Consider the following 19,636-nt stretch of genomic DNA (forward strand, 5'->3'; position numbering starts at 1 on the left):
TCAGGCGGAGGGTGGTCGGAGCAGGGCTGCGTCGTGCCTCGGCCAATTGGGCGATGGGCGTGCGCGGTCACTGGACCGAAAGGCATCACCTCATGAAGGCAGCCGTCGTCAACACATTAGGATCCCCACTCGAGATCGTCGAGCTCGACGAGCCGCACCCGCAGGCCGGCCAGGTGCTGGTGCGTCTGGAGACCTCCGGCCTCTGTCACACCGACATCCATGCCGCCCAGGGAGACTGGCCGGTGAGGCCTGTGGTCAGTGCCGATACTGCATCGATGGCCGCGAGACGCTCTGCGAGTCCCAGCGCAACAGCGGCTGCTCCGTGCACGGAGCCTTCGCGGAGTACGCCGTGGCCAGCTCCAAGTACGTCGTCGCGGTGCCCGACGGGATGCGCCCCATCGAGGCGGCCCCGCTCAGCTGCGCAGGAGTGACCCCTATAAGGCGCTCAAGGTCGCCAAGGTGACTCCGACCGAGCGCGTCGGGATGTTCGGCATCGGTGGCCTGGGCCACCTGGCGGTGCAGTACGCGCGCATCATTGGCGGCACGGTCGTCGCCGTGGACATCGAGCAGGCCAAGCTCGACCTCGCCGCGGAGCTGGGGGCGGAGCAGCTGGTCAACGAAGCCATGGCCGAGGTGCTCTCCGGCAAGGTCGCGGCACGTCTGGTCTTCCAGTTCTAGGAGCCCCGTGACAACAAAAAAATCGTAGACCTGTGGGTTTGTCGGAGAGCTCAAGCTCTGCGATTCACCCCAGGTCTACGATTTTTCGCGCCCCGGAGGGGATCCCCTCCGGGTCGGGTCAGTCCAGGCCCTGTTCGCTGAGCCAGTCGGCGGCGACATCGGAGGCGTCAGCCTGCTCATCGACGCTCTGGCTGTTCAGTGAGATCAGTTCTTCGCTGGTCAGCGCGGCGTTGACCTCGTCGAGCACCGCGGCTGCGGCGTCATCGACCCGCTCGGAGACCACGGGGAGCACGTTCTGTGGCAGCACCAGCTCCTCGGGATCCTCGAGCACCACGAGGTTCTCGGCTTCGATGATCGGATCGGCGCTGTAGATGTCGGCGACCTCCACGTCCCCGCTCACCAGCGCGTCCACGGTCAGCGGACCGCCGGAGTCCTGCACCGTGACCACGCTGATCTCCACGCCATAGACGTCCTGGAGCCCTTCGGGGCCATAGGGGCGGGTCTCGAACTCGGAGTTCGCCGCGATCCGCAGATCCTCGATCCCTGCCAGGTCGGAGATCTCGGTGAGGTCGTTCTCCTCGGCGAACTCGGCGGTGACCACGAAGCTGTCCTGGTCGGTGGCCTCGGCGGGTTCCAGCACGCGCAGACCCTCCGGCAGCGTCTCCCCCAGCGCGGCGGTGATCTCCTCCAGGCTCGCCGCCTCGGCGTCCTCGTCGTAGTACTGCAGGAAGTTGCCCGCGTACTCGGGGAAGATGTCGATGGCCCCGGATTCGATCTCCGAGACATAGACCTCGCGCTGGCCGATGTCGAACTCGCGTTCGACCTCGATGCCTTCGGCCTCCAGCGCCTGGGCGTAGAGCTCCGCGATGATCGTGTTGGAGTAGTACTGCTGGGATCCGATCACCAGGGCCTCACCCTGCTCACCCTCTGAGTCATCGCCTTCGGCGAGCGGGTCTCCGCCGCCGCAGCCGGTCAGTGCCAGAGCGGCGATCGTTCCTGTGACCATAAGTCCGGTGGTCTTCATAGTCGTCCTCTTTCTCTCGGAAGCTCCGACTTGGGCGGCAACTTGTCCTAGGGAGAAATCTTCGCAGAAACTTCAGCTCTCTGACGGAGTGTGATCAATTCGCAGTCATATTCGCCCGGACCCTGCGCGAACGGGTGCCTGTGCCAGGAGCCGTTCCCGGCCCAGCCAGTCCCGGGACCCGGCGCAGCAGCCGCTGGGTGAGGCCGAAGGCAGCGTCCACCAGGATCGCCAGCAGGATCACCACCAGTGAGGCGCCGAGCATCACCGAGTAGTCATAGGTCTGCAGCCCCAGGAACAGCTGCCGTCCAAGCCCACCGGCACCGACATAGGCAGCGAGCGTCGCGGTGGCGATGATCTGCAGCGCGGCGAGCCGCAGACCGCTCAGGATCAGCGGCAGCCCCAGCGGGATCTCCACCCGGGTCAGGACCTGCCAGCCGCTCATCCCCTGCGCGCGTGCTGCATCCACGGTGGCCTGGTTCACCGATTCCACACCGGCATAGGCGCCGGCCAGCACCGAGGGTGCGGCCAGGACCACCAGGGCCACCATCGGGGCGGTGAGCCCGATCCCGGTGAACAGCGCCACCAGGGTGAGCAGGCCCAGGGTGGGCAGTGCCCGAGCGGCTCCGGTCGCGACGATCGCGATGCCGCGACCCTTGCGGGTGTGCCCGATCGCCAGGCCCAGCGGCAGCGCGATCACCGCTGAGATGCCCAGCGCGATCAGCGTGTAGCCGAGGTGTTCCAGGGATCGCACCCAGAGCCCTCCGGGTCCGGACCAGGCGTCGGCGGTGAGCAGCCACTCCAGCGCCTCGAGGATGTTGGTCATGCCGCGACCTCCCGCGCCCGGGCCAGCAGCGGACGACGACGGCGGCTGTGCTGCCAGGGCATCAGCATCCGCCCGGCCAGGACCAGCAGCAGGTCACAGATCAGGGCCAGCACCACGGTCATCAGGATCCCGGCCACGATGGAGCCGATGATGTTGCGAGCGAAGCCGTCGGTGAACAGCGAGCCCAGCGAACTGACCCCGAGCACGGCGCTGACCGAGACCAGGCTGATCGAGCTCACGCAGACCACGCGCACCCCGGCGAGCAGGGCGGGACCGGCCAGCGGGAGCTCCACGGTGAAGAAGCGGCCGACCCCGGAGAACCCGATCGCAGTGGCGGAGGTGCGCACGTCATCGGTGACCGCGTCCAGCGCCTCGGCGGCGGAGCGGACCATCAGCGCAAGGCCGAAGATCGAGAGCGCGATGACCACATTGAGCGGATCGCGCACCGAGGTGCCGATCAGCGCGGGCAGCAGGATGAACAGGGGCAGCGAGGGCACCGCGTAGAGCAGACCGGTACCGGTGAGCACCGGTTCGCGCAGCGCCCGCACCCGGTTCGCGCCCCAGGCCAGTGGGATCGAGAGCACGAAGGCGATGATCACCGCGGGCAGGCTCAGCGCCAGGTGCGCCAGCGTCAGCTCCCCGATCCGCGGGAGGTTGTCCAGGATCCAGTTCATGGCCGCTGGACGCGGTCGGCCTGCGCACGGTCGGCCTGCGCAGGGCCGGGCTGCGCAAGGTCGGTCTGCGCCGGGTCAGGCTGCGCCGGGCCGGGCTGGGAGTCCACCACGCCCAGCGGCCGGCCCTGGGCGTCGGAGATCAGCCAGCCGCCGTCGTCGGCCGTGGCCGCGGTCAGTGAGCGCCGGCCCGAGTCCAGGCCCAGGAAGCGTGAGACGAACTCGTCCTGCTGGTTCTGCACCAGCTCGGCCGGGGTGCCCGCGGCCGCGACCTCGCCGCCGGCCTTGAGCACCACGATCTGGTCCCCCAGGGTCAGTGCCTCGTCGATGTCGTGGGTGACGAAGATGATGGTCTTCTTCAGCTCCGCCTGGACCCGGGAGAGCTCGCGCTGCAGCTCCACGCGCACCAGCGGGTCCACCGCGCCGAAGGGTTCGTCCATGAGCAGGATGTTCGGATCTGCGGCGAGTCCGCGGGCCACGCCGACGCGCTGCTGCTGGCCTCCGGAGAGCTGGCCGGGGTAGCGGGTGCCCAGCGCGGCGTCGAGGCCGACGATCTCCATGAGCTCGTAGCCGCGGGCCCGGGCGTCGGCCCGGGAGGCCCCGTTGAGCCGGGGCACGGTGGCGATGTTGTCGATGACCCGGCGGTGCGGCAGCAGCCCGGAGTGCTGCATCACATAGCCGATGCGGCGGCGCAGCGCGACCGGTTCGGCCGCGGCCACGTCCTCCTCATCGATGAGCACCGCGCCGGTGCTGGGCTGAACCATCCGGTTGACCATGCGCAGCAGCGTGGTCTTCCCACAGCCTGAGGAGCCCAGGAGCACCGTGGTCGTGTGCGAAGGCACGGTCAGGCTGAAGTCTTGGACCGCGGTGGTCCCGTCCGGGTAGGTCTTGGTGACCTGCCGAAATTCAATCATGACGCCTCCATCAATGCCTGTCGGTGGACCTGCGCATGCTCGCCCAGACGATTCTCCATCACATCCATGGCCTGCGGGGAGGAGTCGATGCAGATGAAGCGGCGTCCGGTCTCCACGGCCACGGCGCCCAGGGTCCCGGAGCCGGCAAAGAAGTCGAGCACCCAGTCCCCCGGGTTCGAGGAGGCCTGGACCATCCGGCGCACCAGCCCCACCGGCTTCTGCGTGGGGTAGCCGGTCTTCTCCCGGCCGGTGGGCGAGACGATGGTGTGCCACCAGACATCGGTGGGCAGCTTGCCCAGCGCGACCTTCTCGGCGGTGACCAGGCCTGGCGCCATATACGGCTCGCGATCCACGGCCTCGGCGTTGAAGATGTAGCCCGCGGGGTTCTTCACATAGACCAGGATGGTGTCGTGCTTGGTGGGCCAGCGCTTCTTGGTGCGCCCGCCGTAGTCATACGCCCAGATGATCTCGTTGAGGAAGCACTCCCGCCCGAAGATCGCGTCACACAGGACCTTGGCGTAGTGCACCTCGCGGTAGTCCAGGTGCAGGTAGAGGGTGCCCTCATCGGCGAGCAGCCGCCAGGCCTGGAGCAGCCGGGGCTCGAGGAACTCCCAGTAGTCGGTGAAGGAGTCGTCGTATTCGGCCAGCGCACGGCGGACCGTGTCATAGCTGCGTCCGGCGAAGCCCACCCGGTTGCCCTCACCGTCGGGGCGCCGGGTGTTGGTGGTCTTGGTGGCCCGCTGGGCCCGCCCGGTGTTGAAGGGCGGGTCCAGGTAGATCACGGTGAAGGCGCCGTCGGGCAGGTCCGGCAGGAGCTCGAGGTTCTCCCCCTCGAGCACCTGCGAACCACCGGTGGGGTCGAAGCTGCGGCTGCGCGCCGCAGCACTCTCCCCGGCACTCACATCGTTGCCGTTCAGCTCTCGCTGGAGGCGTTCTCGCCGCCGGAACCGGAGCCGCCGCGACGACGACGCCGCCTGGGCTGGGTGGCGGACTCTGAGCCTTCGGACGGCGCAGCGGAGGCGGCAGGCTGACCCTGCTGCGCGGCGGAGCCGGCGTCCTCGCCGCCGCGGGTGCGGCGGCGGTTGCGGCTGCGCGGAGCGGATGCGCCCTCGGCTGCAGGTGCGGAGTCCTGAGCAGTGCTTTCGCTGCGGTCACGACCGCGGCCGGAGTCCCGGCCGCCGGAGCGTGCGCCGCGGGAGGAGTCGCGATCGCCGGAGCGTCCGCCGCGTCCACCATCGCGGTCACCGCCGCGTCCGCCGCGACCGGGTTCCCGATCGCCGCGTCCGCCGCTGGACCTGCGCTTCTCAGGTCCGCCCAGGTCCTCGAGCTCCTCGGCGTCCAGACCGGCCTTGGAGCGCTTATGCCGTGGCAGGCGCCCCTTGGTGCCCTTGGGGATGTCGAGGTCCTCGTAGAGGTGCGGCGAGGAGGAGTAGGTCTCGATGGGCTCCGGGATGCCCAGGCCGAGCGCCTTGTCGATGAGCTTCCACTTGGGCATGTCCTCCCAGTCCACGAAGGTCACCGCGATGCCGGTCTTGCCCGCGCGGCCGGTGCGGCCCACCCGGTGCAGATAGGCCTTCTCATCATCGGGGGCGGTGAGGTTGATGACGTGGGTGATGTCGGTGACGTCGATGCCGCGGGCGGCGACGTCGGTGGCGACCAGCACGTCGATCTTCTCGTTGCGGAAGGCGCGCAGCGCCTGTTCGCGGGCGCCCTGGCCCAGGTCGCCGTGGATGGCGCCGGCGGCGAAGCCGCGGGACTGCAGCTCTGCGGAGAGCCTGTCGGCCTGGCGCTTGGTCCGGGTGAACACGATCGTGCGGCCTCGGCCCTCGGCCTGGAGCAGACGGGCGATGACCTCGTCCTTGTCCAGGTGGTGCGCGCGGTAGACCAGCTGCCGGATGTCCTTCTTGGTGATGCCCTCATCCAGCGGATCCGCAGCAGAGATGTGCGTCGGCTTGGACATGTAGCGGCGCGCCATGGCGACCACCGGGCCGGGCATGGTCGCGGAGAACAGCATGGTCTGGCGACCGACCTCCGGGACGGCGGAGAGCAGGGTCTCCACGTCGGGCAGGAAGCCGAGGTCGAGCATCTCATCGGCCTCGTCCAGGACCACGATGTTGACGTTCTTCAGCTTCAGGTGGCGCTGCCGGTGCAGGTCGATCAGCCGGCCGGGGGTGCCCACGACGATCTCGACGCCGCGGTCCAGCTCTTCGATCTGCGGCTCGTAGGCGCGGCCGCCGTAGATGGTGGCCACCCGGATGCCGCGGCGTGCCGCGGCGACCTTGATGTCGGAGGCCACCTGCACGGCGAGCTCGCGCGTGGGGGCCACGATCAGCGCCTGGGGCGCTCCGGGTGCCGGGAGGTCGTCATAACCGGGGTCATCAGGGCTGGTCACGCGCTGGATGGCGGGGATGCCGAAGCCCAGGGTCTTGCCGGTGCCGGTCTTGGCCTGGCCGATGATGTCGTAGCCGCCCAGCGCGATCGGAAGGGTCTCCGCCTGGATCGGGAAGGGCGTGGTGATTCCCTTGGCGGCCAGGGCCTCGACGATCTCGGGGCGCACGTTGAAGTCTGCGAAGGTGAGGCTGGAGGCTTCGACGGCCTCCACGAGCTCGGGGTCAACGGCGGAGATGCTGTCGTCAATCTCGGCGGCTGAGGACTCGGTGGTCTGTTCAGTCATAGGTACTTTCATTAGGCGACCGCGGCTGCGAAGCCCACGGTCTGTTTGGTGTCGGAGCCGATCTCCACATAGCCGATGGACGCGACGGGCACGACGATCTTCTTGCCGCGGCGGTCTTCCAGGCTGAGCAGCGGCTGCGCGCCTTCGATGGCGGTGGCCACGGCCTGCTCGATCTCTTCGGGCTTGGCGTCGGTCTCGATGACGATCTCGCGAGAGACGTGCTGAATGCCGATACGTACTTCCATGCCAACTCCTTGAATCTATGGGCTGCGCCCACTTCGAAGAGTTCCGCAGCCGCCCGGATGCGGGCGCGTGCAGAGAAGTGGGCGGGTTTACCTGCGTTCGAGTCTACCTACCTTGCGCTGTCTGTGCTTTCAGACTCTTTCGGGAAGCCCGAGATTCCGCGCCAAGCCAAACGCGCGGTCAGCTGGGCGGAGACCTCACGGTCCGGGCGCTCGGAGAGCCGGCTCCAGTGCCGGGCTGCGGAGAGCGCCATGCCGATGAGGCCGTGGCCCAGCATCGTGGCCTCGGCCATCGGCTGTCCGGTGTCATCGGCGATGACCTCCGCGATCGCACCTGCCATGTCGTCGTGGAATCGCTCGAGCCGGTCTTCGACCTCTTCGTCGTTGTCCATGCCCGAGGTGAAGACCAGCCGGTAGGCCTCGTCCTTGCGGGAGATGAACTCATAGAAGGCCCCCATGGTGGCCTGCACCCGGTCCTTGTTGTTCTCACAGGTCGAGAGCGCCTGGGTGAGCTCATGCTCCAAGGCACCCAGATGGGTGTCCAGCAGCCCCAGGAACAGCTCGTGCTTGCCGGGGAAGTGCTGGTAGAGCACCGGTTTGGAGACCTGGGCCATCTCGGCGATGTCATCCATCGATGCGCCGTGATATCCCCGGGCCACGAAGACCTGCAGCGCGCACTCCAGCAGCTGGGTCCGGCGCTGTTCCCGGGGCAGCCGCTTGGCGCGCACGATGCCGGCGGGGTCTCTGGTGCTCTGACTCATGGGGACAGTCTATTCAGCGCCGGCGCCGAGGCCACCGGGAGAGCACCGCGGCAGAGGCCACCGGGACAGCGCCGTGGCCGATGCCACCGGGCCGGCGCTCAGCCCTTCTCCGCTCCGGCGTTCGCCCCCTGGGTGAAATAGCGCTGGAACACGATGAACACCAGCGCCGTCGGGATGGTCATCAGCAGCGCCGCCGCCATGGCCACCGGATATTGATTCCCCGAGCCCAGCCCTCCGGTGGTGAACCCGGCGACGCCGCGGGTCAGCGTGTAGAGGGCCGGGTCGTTGGTGGCCACGATGAAGTGTCCCAGCTCGTTCCAGGACCCCTGGAAGGACAGGATGGTCAGGGTGATCAGCGCCGGCTTGGCCATCGGCAGCACCACCGACCAGAAGGTCCTGAAGGTGCTGGCCCCGTCGATCCGGGCCGCCTCCTCCACCGATTCCGGGATGGTCTCGAAGAACTGCTTCATGATGAAGATGCCCGCGGCGTCGATCATCAGCGGCACGATCAGCGCCGGGTAGGTGTTGTAGATCCCGATGTAGTTCAGGATCAGGAACTTCGGGATCAGCAGCACGATCCCGGGGACTGCCATGACCGCGAGCAGACCGGTGAACAGCGCGATCCGTCCGGTGAACTTCAGCCGGGCCAGCGCGTAGCCGGCGAGGGAGCAGAAGAACACCCGCCCGACGGTGACGCAGAGCGTGACGATCACACTGTTGGTGAACCAGGTCGGATAGTTGGAGCTGAACAGCGTCTCCCACGCCCCGGTGGTGAAGGGGTCGGGGGTCAGCGAGAGCGCGTTGCCGGTCGCATCCGGGTCGGTCTTGAACGACGTGACCAGCTGGATGATGAAGGGATAGATGTAGAGCAGCGCGAAGAAGATCAGCATCCCGTAGAACCAGAACTTCTTCACCCGCGAGGGCCTGCCCTCCCCCACCGCGGCCACCACTGGCCTGATCGGGGCGCGGTCGTCTTTGCTGGGTGCACTCATGAGCTCTGCGCCTTTCGCTGGGTCTCTTCGACGATCACTGGGGTCGGGCGCCTGCGCTGCCGCCGTCTCACGCCGCGATCGGCGCGCTTCTGGGCTGAGGCGTCCTTATCGCGCATCAGCCAGCGCTGGGTCGTGGTCAGGATGAAGATGATCGCGAAGAGGATGAACGCGATGGCCGCGCCCTGGCCCCAGTCACCATTGGTGAAGGCCGCCTGGTAGGACAGATACGCCGGGGTCAGGGTGGTCTTGGCGGGCCCGCCCTGAGTCATGACATACATCTGATCGAAGACCTGCCAGGTCCCGATGAAGCCCAGGGTCACCACCAGCAGGATGGTCGGGCGCAGGTGCGGGACCGTGACGTTCATGAAGCGCTGCCACTTATTGGCGCCGTCGACCATCGCCGCCTCCTCGACCTCCACCGGCAGGTCCTGCAGACCCGCGAGGAAGAGCAGCATGAAGGTCCCGGCGGTGGTCCAGATGACCTGCATCATGATCGCGCTCAGCGCCACCGATGGCCCGGAGAACCACTCCCAGAAGGAGAGCCCCATGACGGAGGGCTCGGTCATCCAGGAGGGCGGGCTGGCCAGGCTCCACAACCCGACGGCGTCGCCGAAGATGTGGATCAGGCCGCGAGAGTCCTGGAACCAGTTGGGGCCGTTGACCCCGAACCAGCCCAGCACGTTGTTGATCGCCCCGCTGCCGGCGAAGAGGAACAGGAACAGCAGCGAGATGGCGACCGAGGAGACCACCGAGGGGAAGTAGAAGGCGGTGCGGAAGAACGTGCGGCCCTTCAGGAACCGGTTGTTCAGCAGCACCGCGAGGCTCAGCGCCAGGATGGTCTGCAGCGGCACGACGCCCAGGACGTAGTAGAAGGTGTTGCGGAAGGAGATCATCAGGTCCTGGCGGGCGAGCCCGGGATCCGCCAGCAGCGCGTTGTAGTTCTCCGTGCCGATGAAGTTCACATCACGCGAGATGGGGCTGCCGCTGCCGCTCCAGTCGCTGAGCGAGACCCACAGCGCCATGCCGATCGGCGCGACGAGGAACACGCCCAGCACCAGGATCGCCGGGCTGACGAAGAGCCACCCCGCGCCCTGTTGGCGCTGTGGGTCTCGAGACTTCACTGCTCCAGCACCGCCGAGGCGTTGGAGTCGAAGCTCTCCATCATCTGCTGCAGGTCTGCGGTGGCGATGCCCTCGAGCTGCGAGTTCAGATCCGCCACCACCTGGGTCATGTCCGGGGCGTTGACGGGGCCGCGGCCGTAGTCGCCGCCGGCGATGAACGGTGCGTCCTCGGGGAAGGCCGAGGAATAGTCCTCGGTCGCGGCCTGGCGCGAGGGCATCACGCCGAAGGCCTCCGCGAACTCAAGCTGCTGCTCAGGAGTGGAGAGGTGGTTCACCAGGTCGACGGCCTGGGTCTGCGCCTCGGAGTCGGCGGCGATGCCCCAGCACTGGCTGAACAGCAGGGTGCCCGGTCCTGCCGAGCCCTCGGGGAGCTCGGCGACGGTGTAGTCGACGTCCGGGTAGTCATTGCTCATGGCGCCGCGGATCCAGTTGCCCTCGATGGTCATGGCGGCGCGCTCGGTGCCGAAAGCCTCCCCGCCCCAGCCGGCGTCGACGTCCCCGGCATAGGCGAAGCTGCCCTCGGCGATGTTCTCCTTGGCGTATTCCAGACCTGCCAGGACCTCCTCGCTGGTGCCGGTGGGCTCGGTGGCGTCTTCGTTGAGCCACCAGCCGCCGTTGCCGACCACGAAGGCGCCGACCCGATCCACGCCGGGAGAGAAGACCAGACCGGTGGTGTCGCCCTCGGTGAGGGTCTCGGCGACCTCGGCGAGCTCCTCGTAGGTGGTGGGGATGTCCTCGTCGGTCAGACCCGCGGCCTCCCACTTCTCGGTGTTGATCTGCAGCCCGAGGGTGGAGAAGTCCTTGGGCGCACACCACTGGGTGTCCTCATAGGTGAACGCCTCCTGCAGGGCGGGGAAGTAGTCCTCGTTGTCCTGCGCCTCGTAGGCGTGGAGGTTGCCGTCCGAGGCCTGCTGCGCGACCTGGGCCGCGTCGAGGTAGAAGATGTCCGGCGGGTTGCCGCCGGCGAAGCCCTGGGCCAGCTCCTGGTTCATGTCGGCGGCCACTCGGACCTCCACCTCGTTGCCCGAGGCCTCGGCCCACTCTGCCGCCGCCTCTTCCACCGCGGCGGTCTCCGCCTCACCGGAGGAGGCGATCAGCATCACCAGGCTGGCTTCGCCCTCGGCGGAGGTGGCCTCCTCGGCGTCGCCGCCGGCGTCCTGATCCTCGAAGCCGTCACCGCCGCATGCGGTGAGCGCGAGGATGCTGGCGAGTCCCACCGCGAAGGGGGCGGCGAGGCGGTTCTTCTGGTTCTTCATGGCGTGCCTTTCATTGATGTGGTGACGGTACTGGCACCAACAGTGAGGGTCGGGAGGAACAGTGCGCCCTGGGTCGGAGCGGGGGCGCCGGCAAGCTGGTCGTGCACGACTGTCAGCAGGTGTTCGGCGATCTCATCCAGCGGCTGGACCAGGGTCGAGATGTCGTGCAGCTGGGCCGTGGCCGAGCCGTCGAACCCGGTGATGCCGATATCGCGTCCAGGCCGCCAGCCTCGCGCCAGGGCTGCCTGCTGGACCCCAAGGGCAAGCACGTCAGAGGCGCAGACCACGGCGTCCCCGACCGCAAGGCCATCCAGCAGCCGCTCTGCGGCGCTGATCGCCTGGCTCAGCGACTGCGGGGCAGCCGCCTCCGGACCCAGGGCCAGGCCGTGCTGCTCGACCCCTGCGAGCCAGCCGAGCCGGCGGTCGTCACCGACCGCGGAGCCGGCGGGCCAGCCCAGGAAGCCCACGGTGCGGAACCCGGTCTCGGCCAGGTGCGCGACGGCGGCGCTGGTGCCGGCGGAACCGTCGACGTCGGCCCACCACACTCGAGAGGAGTCGTCATAGATGCGCCCGAAGGAGGCATAGGGGATCCCGGCCTGTTCCAACCAGTCGGGGCGCGGATCGGCCGGATGGGTGTCGGTGAGCACGAAGGCGTCGACCAGGCGTCGCCGGACCATGTCCTGGTAGCCGCTGAGCATCGGGAACGCCTCTCGCGAGGCGAAGGGCACCATATGGCAGGCGTGGCCCGGGGCGGCGAGGGTCAGCGCGGTGAGGAAGGGCAGGGCCACTTCGCTCGGGGTGCCCGTGACCGCGTTGAGCTCGGTGCCCACCGCGCCCGCCCGCTGGTGCCGCAGTGTGCGGGCGGCGCTGGAGGGACGGTAGTTCAGCTCCTCGACGACCTGGAGCACCCTCGAGAGAGTATCGGGACTGACCCGTTCGGGGCTGTTGATCGCATTGCTCACGGTCTGGCGCGAGACTCCCGCGGCTCGCGCGACATCGACGATCGTGGCGCGTGCCGGGTGGGGCATGTTCAACATCAGCTCACCTTGATTCTTGATCTTCAGGTCGATGTGGGTAGCATTAGATCGTTCATTTGAACGTTCATAATGTGTCCCAAGTCATAATGGACCGGCGGCGATCGCCTGTCAAGACGAAGCAAAGATCTGGAGCTCTCATGTCCGAACAGCAACCCTGGCTGCACGATCTGGAGATCGCCGTGAACGGCCCGGCGACGGCACTGAGCACCAGATCAGGCCAGATGGGCGACGGAGCCACCGGATGGATCGTCGATGACCGGCGGATCCTGCGCAGCCTGCATGCCAGCCTCTCGGACCAGGACACGGTGCCGGTCGCGGCCTCGAGCTCCGGGCCCACCTCACACTTCTGGGGCGCGGCTCGGCACCTGGGAGATCCCGGAGCCGACCCGACCGTGGATGTGCACCAGAAGACCCACGTCGGGCTGCATGAGCTGCTCGTGGAGATCACGGTCAGCTCCCGCGCCTCGGAGCCGGTCGTCACCGACCTGCTGGTGACCGTGGGCGCCGACGGCATCGACCTCTCCGAGGTCAAGGGCGGTCAGATCACCGGCACCGCACCCTCGATCCGGCTGGAGGAGCAGGTCTTCTGGCAGGATGCACGCCACCGCACCACCGTGCACCCGAGCCCCGCACCGCAGGCGGTGGAGCAGCTGGATCCGAGCCGCCTCCGGCAGACCTGGCCGCTGCGGCTGAACCCTGGGCAGAGCACCACCGTGAGCCTGCGCTTCGAGGCGATCCGGACCCGCGCCAGCGCCCACGACGCGGACTCCGGAGCCGCGGCCTGTGACTGGGACGGTCTCGAGGTGACCGGCGACGACGCCTGGCGGGATCTGGTCCAGACCAACCTCACCGACCTGAAGCACCTGCTGCAGAAGGATCCAGAGGCCCCGGAGGACGTCTACGCCGCCGCCGGCACCCCCTGGTACCTGACCCTCTTCGGGCGCGACTCGATCTGGGCGGCCCGCATGATGCTGCCCTACAGCCCGGGACTCGCCCGCGGCACGCTGCGGACGCTGGCGCGACGCCAAGCACGCTCGGCCGACCCGGCCACGGCCGCCGAGCCCGGCAAGATGCTCCATGAGGTGCGGCGGGAGATCTACGCCCACGGAGAGATGGAGCTCCCCACGGTCTATTACGGCACGGTCGACGCGACGCCGCTGTGGATCGTGCTGCTGCACGAGGCCTGGGAATCCGGGCTCGACCTCGGCGAGGTCCGCGAGCTGCTGCCGACCCTGCACGCGGCCCTGGACTGGCAGGCCGAGGCGGTGGACGCCTCCAGCGACGGGTTCCTGCGCTATGTGGATCACAGCGGCAAGGGACTGAGCAACCAGGGCTGGAAGGACTCCGGCGACTCGATGCGCCGGGCCGACGGCTCCATCGCCCCGGCGCCCATCGCCCTGCTGGAGGCCCAGGCCTATGCGGTCCAGGCCGCCCATGGCGCAGCCGAGCTGCTCGACGCCCTGGGCGAGGCTGGGACGCAGGACTGGAGGGCCTGGGGGCGGTCGCTGGCCCAGCGGGTGCGCGAGCGCTTCTGGGTCGAGCGCGACGGCGAGCGCTACCTCGCGATGGGTCTCGACGCCGTCGGAGATCCCATCGACGGAGTGGGAAGCAACATGGGCCACGCGCTGGGCACCGGATTGCTGAGCGATCAGGAGGAGAAGCTGGTGGTCGAGCGGCTCACCCGCCCGGACATGCTGCGGCGCTTCGGCATCGGGACGCTCTCGGCGGAGAACCCCGCCTATAACCCCACCGGGTATCACACCGGCTCCGTATGGGTCCACGACACCGCCATCATCCTGCGCGGCATGGCGCAGGGCGGCTACTCCCGCGAGGCTGACCAGGTGTTCGACGCGCTGGTCCGGCTGAGCGCGCGCAGCCAGCACCGCTTCCCTGAGCTGATCGCCGGGGATCCCGTGGGGCAGGACCCGGTGCCCTATCCGGCGGCCTGCCGACCGCAGGCGTGGTCTGCCGCCAGCGCCGCGGTGCTGCTGCAGCACACCCATCGGCGCCACACCCGCCAGGACCTCGGAGGCTAGCGGGCTAGCGGCGCGTGGGGCGGATCGGCTCGCTCCCGGTGGCCAGCGCACACAGCGCCTCCACCGTCTCCCAGGGGGTGGTGTTCTCCCCGATGAGATTGTCCTTGCCGGTCCCGTGGTAGTCCGAGGAGCCGGTGATGAGCAGGTCGTGGCGGGCCGCGAGCTCGCGAAGCACCTCGCGGCCGGACTCGGGGTTGTCCCGGTGGTAGACCTCCACGCCGGCCAGACCGGCGGCGACCATCTCCTCGAGCTGCTCCGCGCTGACCGTGCGACCGCGCGCCGAGGCCATGCCGTGGGCCAGCACCGGCACTCCCCCGGCCGCGCGCACCAGCCGGATCGCCGTCACCGGATGCATGTTGTCCTGACCGACGTAATAGGGCGAGGCCGCATGCAGCAGGTGATCGAAGGCCTCCTGCCGGTCCGCCACCGCGCCGATCCCGACCAGGGCGTCTGCCAGGTGGGGGCGCCCGACCGTGGCTCCCGCGCTGACATGCTGTTCCACGGTCTCCCAGGTCAGCGGGAAGTCCACCGAGAGTCGATCCGCGATCCGTCGAGCGCGGTGCAGCCGACCGTCACGGGCCTGCGCGACCGCTGAGGCGAGTCCCGGGTGCTGCGGGTCATGGAGGTAGCTCAGCAGGTGGACGCTGATCCCGTTCTCGGTCAGCGTGGTGATCTCCATACCGGGCAGCAGAGTGATCCGGTGCTCCCGGGCGGCCGCGATCGCCGCGTCCCAGCCCGAGGTGGTGTCGTGATCAGTCAGCGCGAGCCCCTGCAGTCCGGCGGCCGCCGCGGCGGCGATCACCGCGGCGGGAGACTCGGTGCCGTCGGAGACGTGTGAATGGGTGTGCAGGTCCACGCTCATGGGCTCAAGCCTACCGGCCAGCCCCCGGCAGGACCGGCGCCGCGCACCCGCCTCGGCGGACGGGCCCACCTAGACTGGATTCCATGACCAGTTCAGACAAGCACGAAGAGTTCGACGTCGTCGCCGGCGCCTCCGCACCCGGCTTCACCCCCGCTGAGGCGCAGGAGCTCGGGGACCGGGTGAACAATCGCTCGCAGCGACCCACCTCCGAGGCGTTCAAGGAGTTCATGGCCTCCAGCTGGGCCCCGGCGGAGCCGGTCCAGCATGAGCGCGATGAGGTCGCCGAGCATGCAGCCGCACGCCGCAGCGCGGTCTCTGCGCAGTTCCCCAACGAGCGGCTGGTGATCCCGGCGGGGCCGCACAAGGTCCGCTCCAATGACACCGACTACCGGTTCCGGCCACACTCCGCCTTCGCCCACCTCTCCGGACTCGGCGTGGACCACGAACCCGGCGCGGTGCTGGTCTTTGAACCGGTGGAGGACGGCAGCGGAGATCACGGCTCCGGCCATGAGGCCACGCTCTACTTCAAACCGATGGCAGGTCGGGACACCCAGGAGTTCTACGCCGACGCACGCAACGGAGAGTTCTGGATCGGACCCCGGCCCGGGCTCCAGGAGTTCTCCCAGCGGCTCGGGCTGCGCACCGAGGACTCCGGCGCCCTGGAGGTGGCGGTGACCAAGAACGCCGGGCCGGTGGAGTTCGGCGGCACCCGGATCAGGCTGCTGCGCGAGGTCGACCTGGACGTGGACGCCCTGGTGGACACCTCTCGGATCAACACCACCGTGGATCTGGAGACCTCCGACGCGTACGACGGCGAGCTGGCTGAGGCTCTCTCCGAGCTGCGCCTGGTCAAGGACGCCTGGGAGATCGCCCAGATGCGGGTCTCGGTGGCGGCCACCATCGCCGGCTTCCACGACGTCGTCGCCGTCCTGCCACGCGCGGCAGAGCACGCGCGGGGCGAACGGATCGTAGAAGGAGCCTTCTTCGCCCGCGCGCGCCTGGAGGGCAACGACCTCGGCTACGACACGATCGCCGCCTCCGGGAACAACGCGACCGTGCTGCACTGGATCCGCAACCACGGTGCCGTGCGCCGCGGGGACCTGCTGCTGCTCGACGCAGGAGTCGAGGCTGACTCGCTCTACACCGCAGACATCACCCGCACGCTTCCGGTGACCGGGGAGTTCTCCCCCACCCAGCGCAAGATCTATGACGCGGTCCTGGCCGCGGCGGATGCCGCGTTCGCCGCGGTCCGGCCCGGGATCAGGTTCCGCGACATCCACACCGCCGCGGTGCGGGTGCTGGCGGAGCATCTCGATGACTGGGGCCTGCTCCCGGTCAGCCTCGAGGAGGCACTGGAGGAGACCGGCCAGCATCACCGCAGGTGGATGCCACATGGCACCAGCCACCACCTTGGCCTGGATGTCCACGACTGCGCCCAGGCAAAACGTGAGCTCTACCTCGACGGGGTGCTGGAACCCGGAATGGTCTTCACCATCGAACCCGGCCTCTACTTCAAGAACGAGGATCTCGCGGTGCCGGCGGAGTTCCGCGGCATCGGTATCCGCATTGAAGACGACGTGTTGGTCACCGAGGACGGCGCGGAGAACCTCTCCGCCGCCCTGCCGCGCACCGCGGAGGAGATCGAGCAGTGGATGCAGGGAATCTGGAGTTCCTGACGACGGTGTTCCCCCAACGCCTGAGAAGTATGCTACAGCGGCCACATGACTGTGATGAAGGCAATCTTTGTCAGGCGCGTGGCGTTCCTGACTACTTCTCAACAGGCGTTACGCTGGATTAAGACGAACCTGTCAGGTTCAGAATTCATAGGAGGAAAACCATGGGAATTATTGCTTGGCTCGTACTGGGCCTCATCGCCGGCGCCATCGCTCGGGCCATCCTGCCCGGCAGCCAGCCCGGCGGCTGGATCGCTTCACTGATCACCGGTGTGCTCGGCGCACTGGTGGGCGGCTTCATCGCCTCCGCCGTCTTCGGCGTGAACGTCAACGACTCGTTCTTCGATCTGCCCACATGGCTCTTCGCCATCGGTGGCGGCGTGATCGTGGCCTTCATCTGGCAGGCCGTCACCGGTCGCCGCGGTCGCAAGACCGTCTGAACCGCTTCAGCCTGAGCCGCTTCGGCGCGAAGTCCGGTTCCTGACGGAGCCGCCACCGCACCGAGCTGGCAGCAGCTTCAGAAGCGCCCCGCACGTCCGAGCTCCACAGGAGCATCGGATGTGCGGGGCGCTTCTGCGTGTGCCGGAGGGTTCCTGCGACTCGCCAGGTGAAGGCATCAGCTGCGCGGGGAGTCCTCCGGTCCGGTCTGCTCTGGCCGGGTGGGCTGGTCTGGCCGGGTGGGCTCCCCCGGCTGGCTGGGCTGCCCTGGCTGGGTGGGCTGGTCTGGCCGGGGGCGCTCCCCCGGCTGGTCAGGCTCAGGCCTGTGCACTGCCGGTGCTTCGGCGGCGGGCATGCGCACGCCATAGCGCGGGCGGCCATCGGGAAGGTCGTTGTACCCGGCGACCGGCGCCTGGGGCGCTGGTGCGGGCGCCGTCGCCTGATCGGACTCCGGCTCCCCTACTCGCTGCTCCCCAGCACCCTGCTGATCGGCACCCTGCTCTCCGGCCCCCTGCTGATCGAACCCCGGCCGGCTCGAGGCCTGCTGGTGCCGGGCCTCGTGGCCCGCTGCCTGCTGGGCGGGTGCGGGCTGCGCCGAACCCGGCTGGGCGGGTGCCGAGGCTGGCGGGGAGGAGGTGAGCCGGACGGAGGGCTGAGAGGTCGGATCGTTGGAGGCGTTGAGGCTCATCACTGCGGCTCCAGGGACCAGCTGGCGGGCGCGCTGAGCGGCGGAGAACTCGCAGACCACGTCAAAGGTGGTCGCCACGAGTTGGGACGAGGAGGCATACTCGCGCTTGCCCTTGCGCATGGCGAAGCCGATCACTCCGATGATCATCCAGATCGCCATGCCCAGCACCACCGAGAGCGCCAGGTTGTAGATGCTGGCCTCCGGGCTGAACAGGTAGATCAACAGTCCGATGAAGGCACCGAACATCGCGCCCTGCGCGGCCCCACCCAGCGCGACGCGCGGATAGGTCAGCCGGGTGCGGATGTGCTCCACCGAACGCAGGTCATTGCCCACGATCGTCAGCGCCTTCACATCGAAGTCTTCGGCGGCGGTGAGATGGTCCACCAACTTCTGCGCATCCTCATAGGAGCGGTAGCGGCCCAGCAGCTCGCCGCGAGGCAGTCCCCCGGTGTTCATTGCGCCTGCAGTGGTTCCAGCATTCATCGACATCTCTCCATCATCTCAGGTCGGCCCCTGTGGCGGAGCCCTCCGGGCACCGACGCCCCCGATACGCTCCCGGCTCGTAGACTGGTGCGGTGTCTGATCCCGCCATCACCGAACGCATCCGCCAGCGCCTGAACGAGGTCATCGATCCGGAGCTGCGCCTGCCCATCACCCAGCTGGGCATGGTGGGCGAGATCAGCGTCGATGACGCCGGTGCCGCGCAGGTGGGGGTCAAGCTGACCATCGAGGCCTGCCCGATGCGCAGCCGGATCGTCGAAGACGTCACCGCCGCTGCCGTGCGCGCCGAGGGGGTCTCCACGGCTTCGGTCCAGCTGGGCGTGATGACCCCCGCAGAGCGCGCCGCACTGAAGGAGCACCTGCGCGGCGGTGAGACCGGGAAGGTCAATCGTTTCGCCCAGCCGGAGAACCTGACGCGGATCTACGCCGTGGCCTCAGGCAAGGGCGGGGTGGGCAAGTCCTCGGTCACCGTGAACCTGGCCTGCGCCATGGCGGCGCAGGGCCTGAAGGTCGGCATCGTCGATGCAGACATCCATGGATTCAGCGTCCCGGACCTGATGGGCATCACCGATAGGCCCACTCGGTTGGATGAGATGATCCTGCCGCCGGTGGCCTACGGCGTGAAGACCATCTCGATCGGGATGTTCGTGGAGGGCAACCAGGCGGTGGCCTGGCGTGGTCCGATGCTGCACCGCGCGGTGGAGCAGTTCCTCACCGATGTCCACTTCGGCGATCTCGACGTGCTGCTGCTGGATCTGCCCCCGGGCACCGGCGATATCGCGATCTCGGTGGCGCAGCTGCTGCCTGGCTCGGAGCTGCTGGTGGTCACCACTCCGCAGGCCGCAGCCTCGAGTGTGGCAGAACGCGCTGGCGCGCTGAGTTCCCAGACCAAGCAGCGGGTGGCCGGGGTGATCGAGAACATGGGTCCGATGACCCTGCCCGACGGGTCCAGCTTCGAGCTCTTCGGCTCCGGCGGAGGTCAGCTGGTCGCCGAGAGGCTCAGCGCAGCGCTTCAGAGCGAGGTCCCGCTGCTGGGCTCCGTGCCGCTGGACATGAACCTGCGCGAGGCCGGCGACGACGGAGAGCCGGTGGTGCTCTCGGCTCCCGAATCCCCGGCCGGAGCCGCGCTGCGCGGGATCGCCGCCCGGCTGGCGGTGCAGCCGCGCGGAATGAGCGGGCGCAAGCTCCCGTTCAGCCCCGCCTAGCGCCTCGCACGACGGCGGCCCTCTGACCAGGACGAATCGC

At 68.6% G+C, this 19,636-nt stretch carries 20 protein-coding genes; 6 read left to right on the forward strand and 14 right to left on the reverse strand.

Annotation, left to right across the window (positions count from 1 at the left end):
* The first annotated feature begins 46 nt into the window (after positions 1 to 46).
* Together EV640_RS13755 and EV640_RS13760 are read left to right on the forward strand one after the other, a co-directional pair.
* Positions 47 to 463, forward strand: a complete 417-nt coding sequence (locus EV640_RS13755) for an alcohol dehydrogenase catalytic domain-containing protein (RefSeq protein WP_243832170.1) — start codon at positions 47 to 49, stop codon at positions 461 to 463.
* Positions 460 to 678: a zinc-binding dehydrogenase gene (locus EV640_RS13760; RefSeq protein ID WP_243832171.1), complete on the forward strand. Its 219-nt coding sequence runs from the start codon at positions 460 to 462 to the stop codon at positions 676 to 678. The genes EV640_RS13755 and EV640_RS13760 overlap by 4 nt, the downstream gene beginning before the upstream one ends.
* Positions 679 to 796: 118 nt before the next feature.
* On the opposite strand, the gene EV640_RS00435 is transcribed toward EV640_RS13760, so the two are convergent.
* The 12 genes from EV640_RS00435 to EV640_RS00490 all read right to left on the reverse strand — a co-directional run bounded on the left by EV640_RS00435 (position 797) and on the right by EV640_RS00490 (position 12,193).
* Positions 797 to 1,702: a glycine betaine ABC transporter substrate-binding protein gene (locus tag EV640_RS00435; protein ID WP_133725452.1), complete on the reverse strand. Its 906-nt coding sequence runs from the start codon at positions 1,700 to 1,702 to the stop codon at positions 797 to 799.
* A gap of 94 nt (positions 1,703 to 1,796) precedes the next feature.
* On the reverse strand, positions 1,797 to 2,525 hold the full coding sequence (locus tag EV640_RS00440) for an ABC transporter permease (protein WP_084479390.1): 729 nt from the start codon (positions 2,523 to 2,525) through the stop codon (positions 1,797 to 1,799).
* A complete protein-coding gene (locus EV640_RS00445) occupies positions 2,522 to 3,199 on the reverse strand; it encodes an ABC transporter permease (protein WP_133725453.1) in 678 nt (225 codons plus the stop codon). The genes EV640_RS00440 and EV640_RS00445 overlap by 4 nt, the downstream gene beginning before the upstream one ends.
* Positions 3,196 to 4,110: an ABC transporter ATP-binding protein gene (locus EV640_RS00450; RefSeq protein ID WP_133725454.1), complete on the reverse strand. Its 915-nt coding sequence runs from the start codon at positions 4,108 to 4,110 to the stop codon at positions 3,196 to 3,198. Before EV640_RS00450 ends, EV640_RS00445 begins: the two co-directional genes overlap by 4 nt.
* Positions 4,107 to 5,012: a DNA-methyltransferase gene (locus EV640_RS00455; RefSeq protein ID WP_051500919.1), complete on the reverse strand. Its 906-nt coding sequence runs from the start codon at positions 5,010 to 5,012 to the stop codon at positions 4,107 to 4,109. The genes EV640_RS00450 and EV640_RS00455 overlap by 4 nt, the downstream gene beginning before the upstream one ends.
* Positions 5,013 to 5,023: 11 nt before the next feature.
* A complete protein-coding gene (locus EV640_RS00460; RefSeq protein ID WP_133725455.1) occupies positions 5,024 to 6,784 on the reverse strand; it encodes a DEAD/DEAH box helicase in 1,761 nt (586 codons plus the stop codon).
* 11 nt (positions 6,785 to 6,795) lie between these two features.
* Positions 6,796 to 7,029: a DUF3107 domain-containing protein gene (locus EV640_RS00465; protein WP_036474272.1), complete on the reverse strand. Its 234-nt coding sequence runs from the start codon at positions 7,027 to 7,029 to the stop codon at positions 6,796 to 6,798.
* A 107-nt stretch (positions 7,030 to 7,136) separates the two neighbouring features.
* Positions 7,137 to 7,787, reverse strand: coding sequence for a TetR/AcrR family transcriptional regulator (locus tag EV640_RS00470; protein WP_051500921.1), 651 nt, complete (start codon positions 7,785 to 7,787; stop codon positions 7,137 to 7,139).
* A gap of 98 nt (positions 7,788 to 7,885) precedes the next feature.
* Complete coding sequence (locus EV640_RS00475; RefSeq protein WP_133725456.1) at positions 7,886 to 8,779, reverse strand: carbohydrate ABC transporter permease; 894 nt, start codon at positions 8,777 to 8,779, stop codon at positions 7,886 to 7,888.
* Entirely contained in the window at positions 8,776 to 9,900 is a 1,125-nt protein-coding gene (locus EV640_RS00480; protein ID WP_243832172.1) for a carbohydrate ABC transporter permease, read from the reverse strand. The genes EV640_RS00475 and EV640_RS00480 overlap by 4 nt, the downstream gene beginning before the upstream one ends.
* Complete coding sequence (locus tag EV640_RS00485) at positions 9,897 to 11,156, reverse strand: sugar ABC transporter substrate-binding protein (protein WP_051500922.1); 1,260 nt, start codon at positions 11,154 to 11,156, stop codon at positions 9,897 to 9,899. The genes EV640_RS00480 and EV640_RS00485 overlap by 4 nt, the downstream gene beginning before the upstream one ends.
* Positions 11,153 to 12,193: a LacI family DNA-binding transcriptional regulator gene (locus tag EV640_RS00490; protein WP_036474278.1), complete on the reverse strand. Its 1,041-nt coding sequence runs from the start codon at positions 12,191 to 12,193 to the stop codon at positions 11,153 to 11,155. Before EV640_RS00490 ends, EV640_RS00485 begins: the two co-directional genes overlap by 4 nt.
* Before the next feature lie 137 nt (positions 12,194 to 12,330).
* On the opposite strand from EV640_RS00490, the gene EV640_RS00495 reads away from it, so the two are divergent.
* Positions 12,331 to 14,229 (forward strand): glycogen debranching N-terminal domain-containing protein, encoded by a 1,899-nt coding sequence (locus tag EV640_RS00495; RefSeq protein WP_166645824.1) that lies wholly within the window; start codon positions 12,331 to 12,333, stop codon positions 14,227 to 14,229.
* Between the two features lie 4 nt (positions 14,230 to 14,233).
* On the opposite strand, the gene EV640_RS00500 is transcribed toward EV640_RS00495, so the two are convergent.
* A complete protein-coding gene (locus EV640_RS00500) occupies positions 14,234 to 15,091 on the reverse strand; it encodes a PHP domain-containing protein (RefSeq protein WP_036474280.1) in 858 nt (285 codons plus the stop codon).
* 83 nt (positions 15,092 to 15,174) lie between these two features.
* On the opposite strand from EV640_RS00500, the gene EV640_RS00505 reads away from it, so the two are divergent.
* Both EV640_RS00505 and EV640_RS00510 read left to right on the forward strand, forming a co-directional pair.
* Positions 15,175 to 16,767: an aminopeptidase P family protein gene (locus tag EV640_RS00505; RefSeq protein ID WP_133725458.1), complete on the forward strand. Its 1,593-nt coding sequence runs from the start codon at positions 15,175 to 15,177 to the stop codon at positions 16,765 to 16,767.
* Between the two features lie 161 nt (positions 16,768 to 16,928).
* Positions 16,929 to 17,204 carry a GlsB/YeaQ/YmgE family stress response membrane protein gene (locus EV640_RS00510; RefSeq protein ID WP_036474282.1) on the forward strand — a complete coding sequence of 92 codons (276 nt, stop codon included), beginning with the start codon at positions 16,929 to 16,931 and terminating at the stop codon, positions 17,202 to 17,204.
* A 176-nt stretch (positions 17,205 to 17,380) separates the two neighbouring features.
* On the opposite strand, the gene EV640_RS00515 is transcribed toward EV640_RS00510, so the two are convergent.
* The gene (locus tag EV640_RS00515; protein ID WP_133725459.1) at positions 17,381 to 18,373 is read right to left on the reverse strand and encodes a general stress protein; all 993 of its coding nucleotides are present in this window, start codon (positions 18,371 to 18,373) and stop codon (positions 17,381 to 17,383) included.
* Between the two features lie 92 nt (positions 18,374 to 18,465).
* On the opposite strand from EV640_RS00515, the gene EV640_RS00520 reads away from it, so the two are divergent.
* On the forward strand, positions 18,466 to 19,596 hold the full coding sequence (locus EV640_RS00520; protein WP_133725460.1) for an Mrp/NBP35 family ATP-binding protein: 1,131 nt from the start codon (positions 18,466 to 18,468) through the stop codon (positions 19,594 to 19,596).
* Positions 19,597 to 19,636: the final 40 nt, after the last annotated feature.

Source organism: Nesterenkonia aurantiaca, assembly GCF_004364585.1.
Lineage (GTDB): Bacteria > Actinomycetota > Actinomycetes > Actinomycetales > Micrococcaceae > Nesterenkonia > Nesterenkonia aurantiaca.

Excerpts from the sequence above, each read along its gene's own strand:
- EV640_RS00435 (WP_133725452.1), bottom strand. The coding sequence starts at position 1,702 with ATGAAGACCACCGGACTTATGGTCACAGGAACGATCGCCGCTCTGGCA.
- EV640_RS00440 (WP_084479390.1), bottom strand. The coding sequence starts at position 2,525 with ATGACCAACATCCTCGAGGCGCTGGAGTGGCTGCTCACCGCCGACGCC.
- EV640_RS00445 (WP_133725453.1), bottom strand. The coding sequence starts at position 3,199 with ATGAACTGGATCCTGGACAACCTCCCGCGGATCGGGGAGCTGACGCTG.
- EV640_RS00450 (WP_133725454.1), bottom strand. The coding sequence starts at position 4,110 with ATGATTGAATTTCGGCAGGTCACCAAGACCTACCCGGACGGGACCACC.
- EV640_RS00460 (WP_133725455.1), bottom strand. The coding sequence starts at position 6,784 with ATGACTGAACAGACCACCGAGTCCTCAGCCGCCGAGATTGACGACAGC.
- EV640_RS00465 (WP_036474272.1), bottom strand. The coding sequence starts at position 7,029 with ATGGAAGTACGTATCGGCATTCAGCACGTCTCTCGCGAGATCGTCATC.
- EV640_RS00470 (WP_051500921.1), bottom strand. The coding sequence starts at position 7,787 with ATGAGTCAGAGCACCAGAGACCCCGCCGGCATCGTGCGCGCCAAGCGG.
- EV640_RS00475 (WP_133725456.1), bottom strand. The coding sequence starts at position 8,779 with ATGAGTGCACCCAGCAAAGACGACCGCGCCCCGATCAGGCCAGTGGTG.
- EV640_RS00485 (WP_051500922.1), bottom strand. The coding sequence starts at position 11,156 with ATGAAGAACCAGAAGAACCGCCTCGCCGCCCCCTTCGCGGTGGGACTC.
- EV640_RS00490 (WP_036474278.1), bottom strand. The coding sequence starts at position 12,193 with ATGTTGAACATGCCCCACCCGGCACGCGCCACGATCGTCGATGTCGCG.
- EV640_RS00495 (WP_166645824.1), top strand. The coding sequence starts at position 12,331 with ATGTCCGAACAGCAACCCTGGCTGCACGATCTGGAGATCGCCGTGAAC.
- EV640_RS00500 (WP_036474280.1), bottom strand. The coding sequence starts at position 15,091 with ATGAGCGTGGACCTGCACACCCATTCACACGTCTCCGACGGCACCGAG.
- EV640_RS00505 (WP_133725458.1), top strand. The coding sequence starts at position 15,175 with ATGACCAGTTCAGACAAGCACGAAGAGTTCGACGTCGTCGCCGGCGCC.
- EV640_RS00510 (WP_036474282.1), top strand. The coding sequence starts at position 16,929 with ATGGGAATTATTGCTTGGCTCGTACTGGGCCTCATCGCCGGCGCCATC.
- EV640_RS00515 (WP_133725459.1), bottom strand. The coding sequence starts at position 18,373 with ATGAATGCTGGAACCACTGCAGGCGCAATGAACACCGGGGGACTGCCT.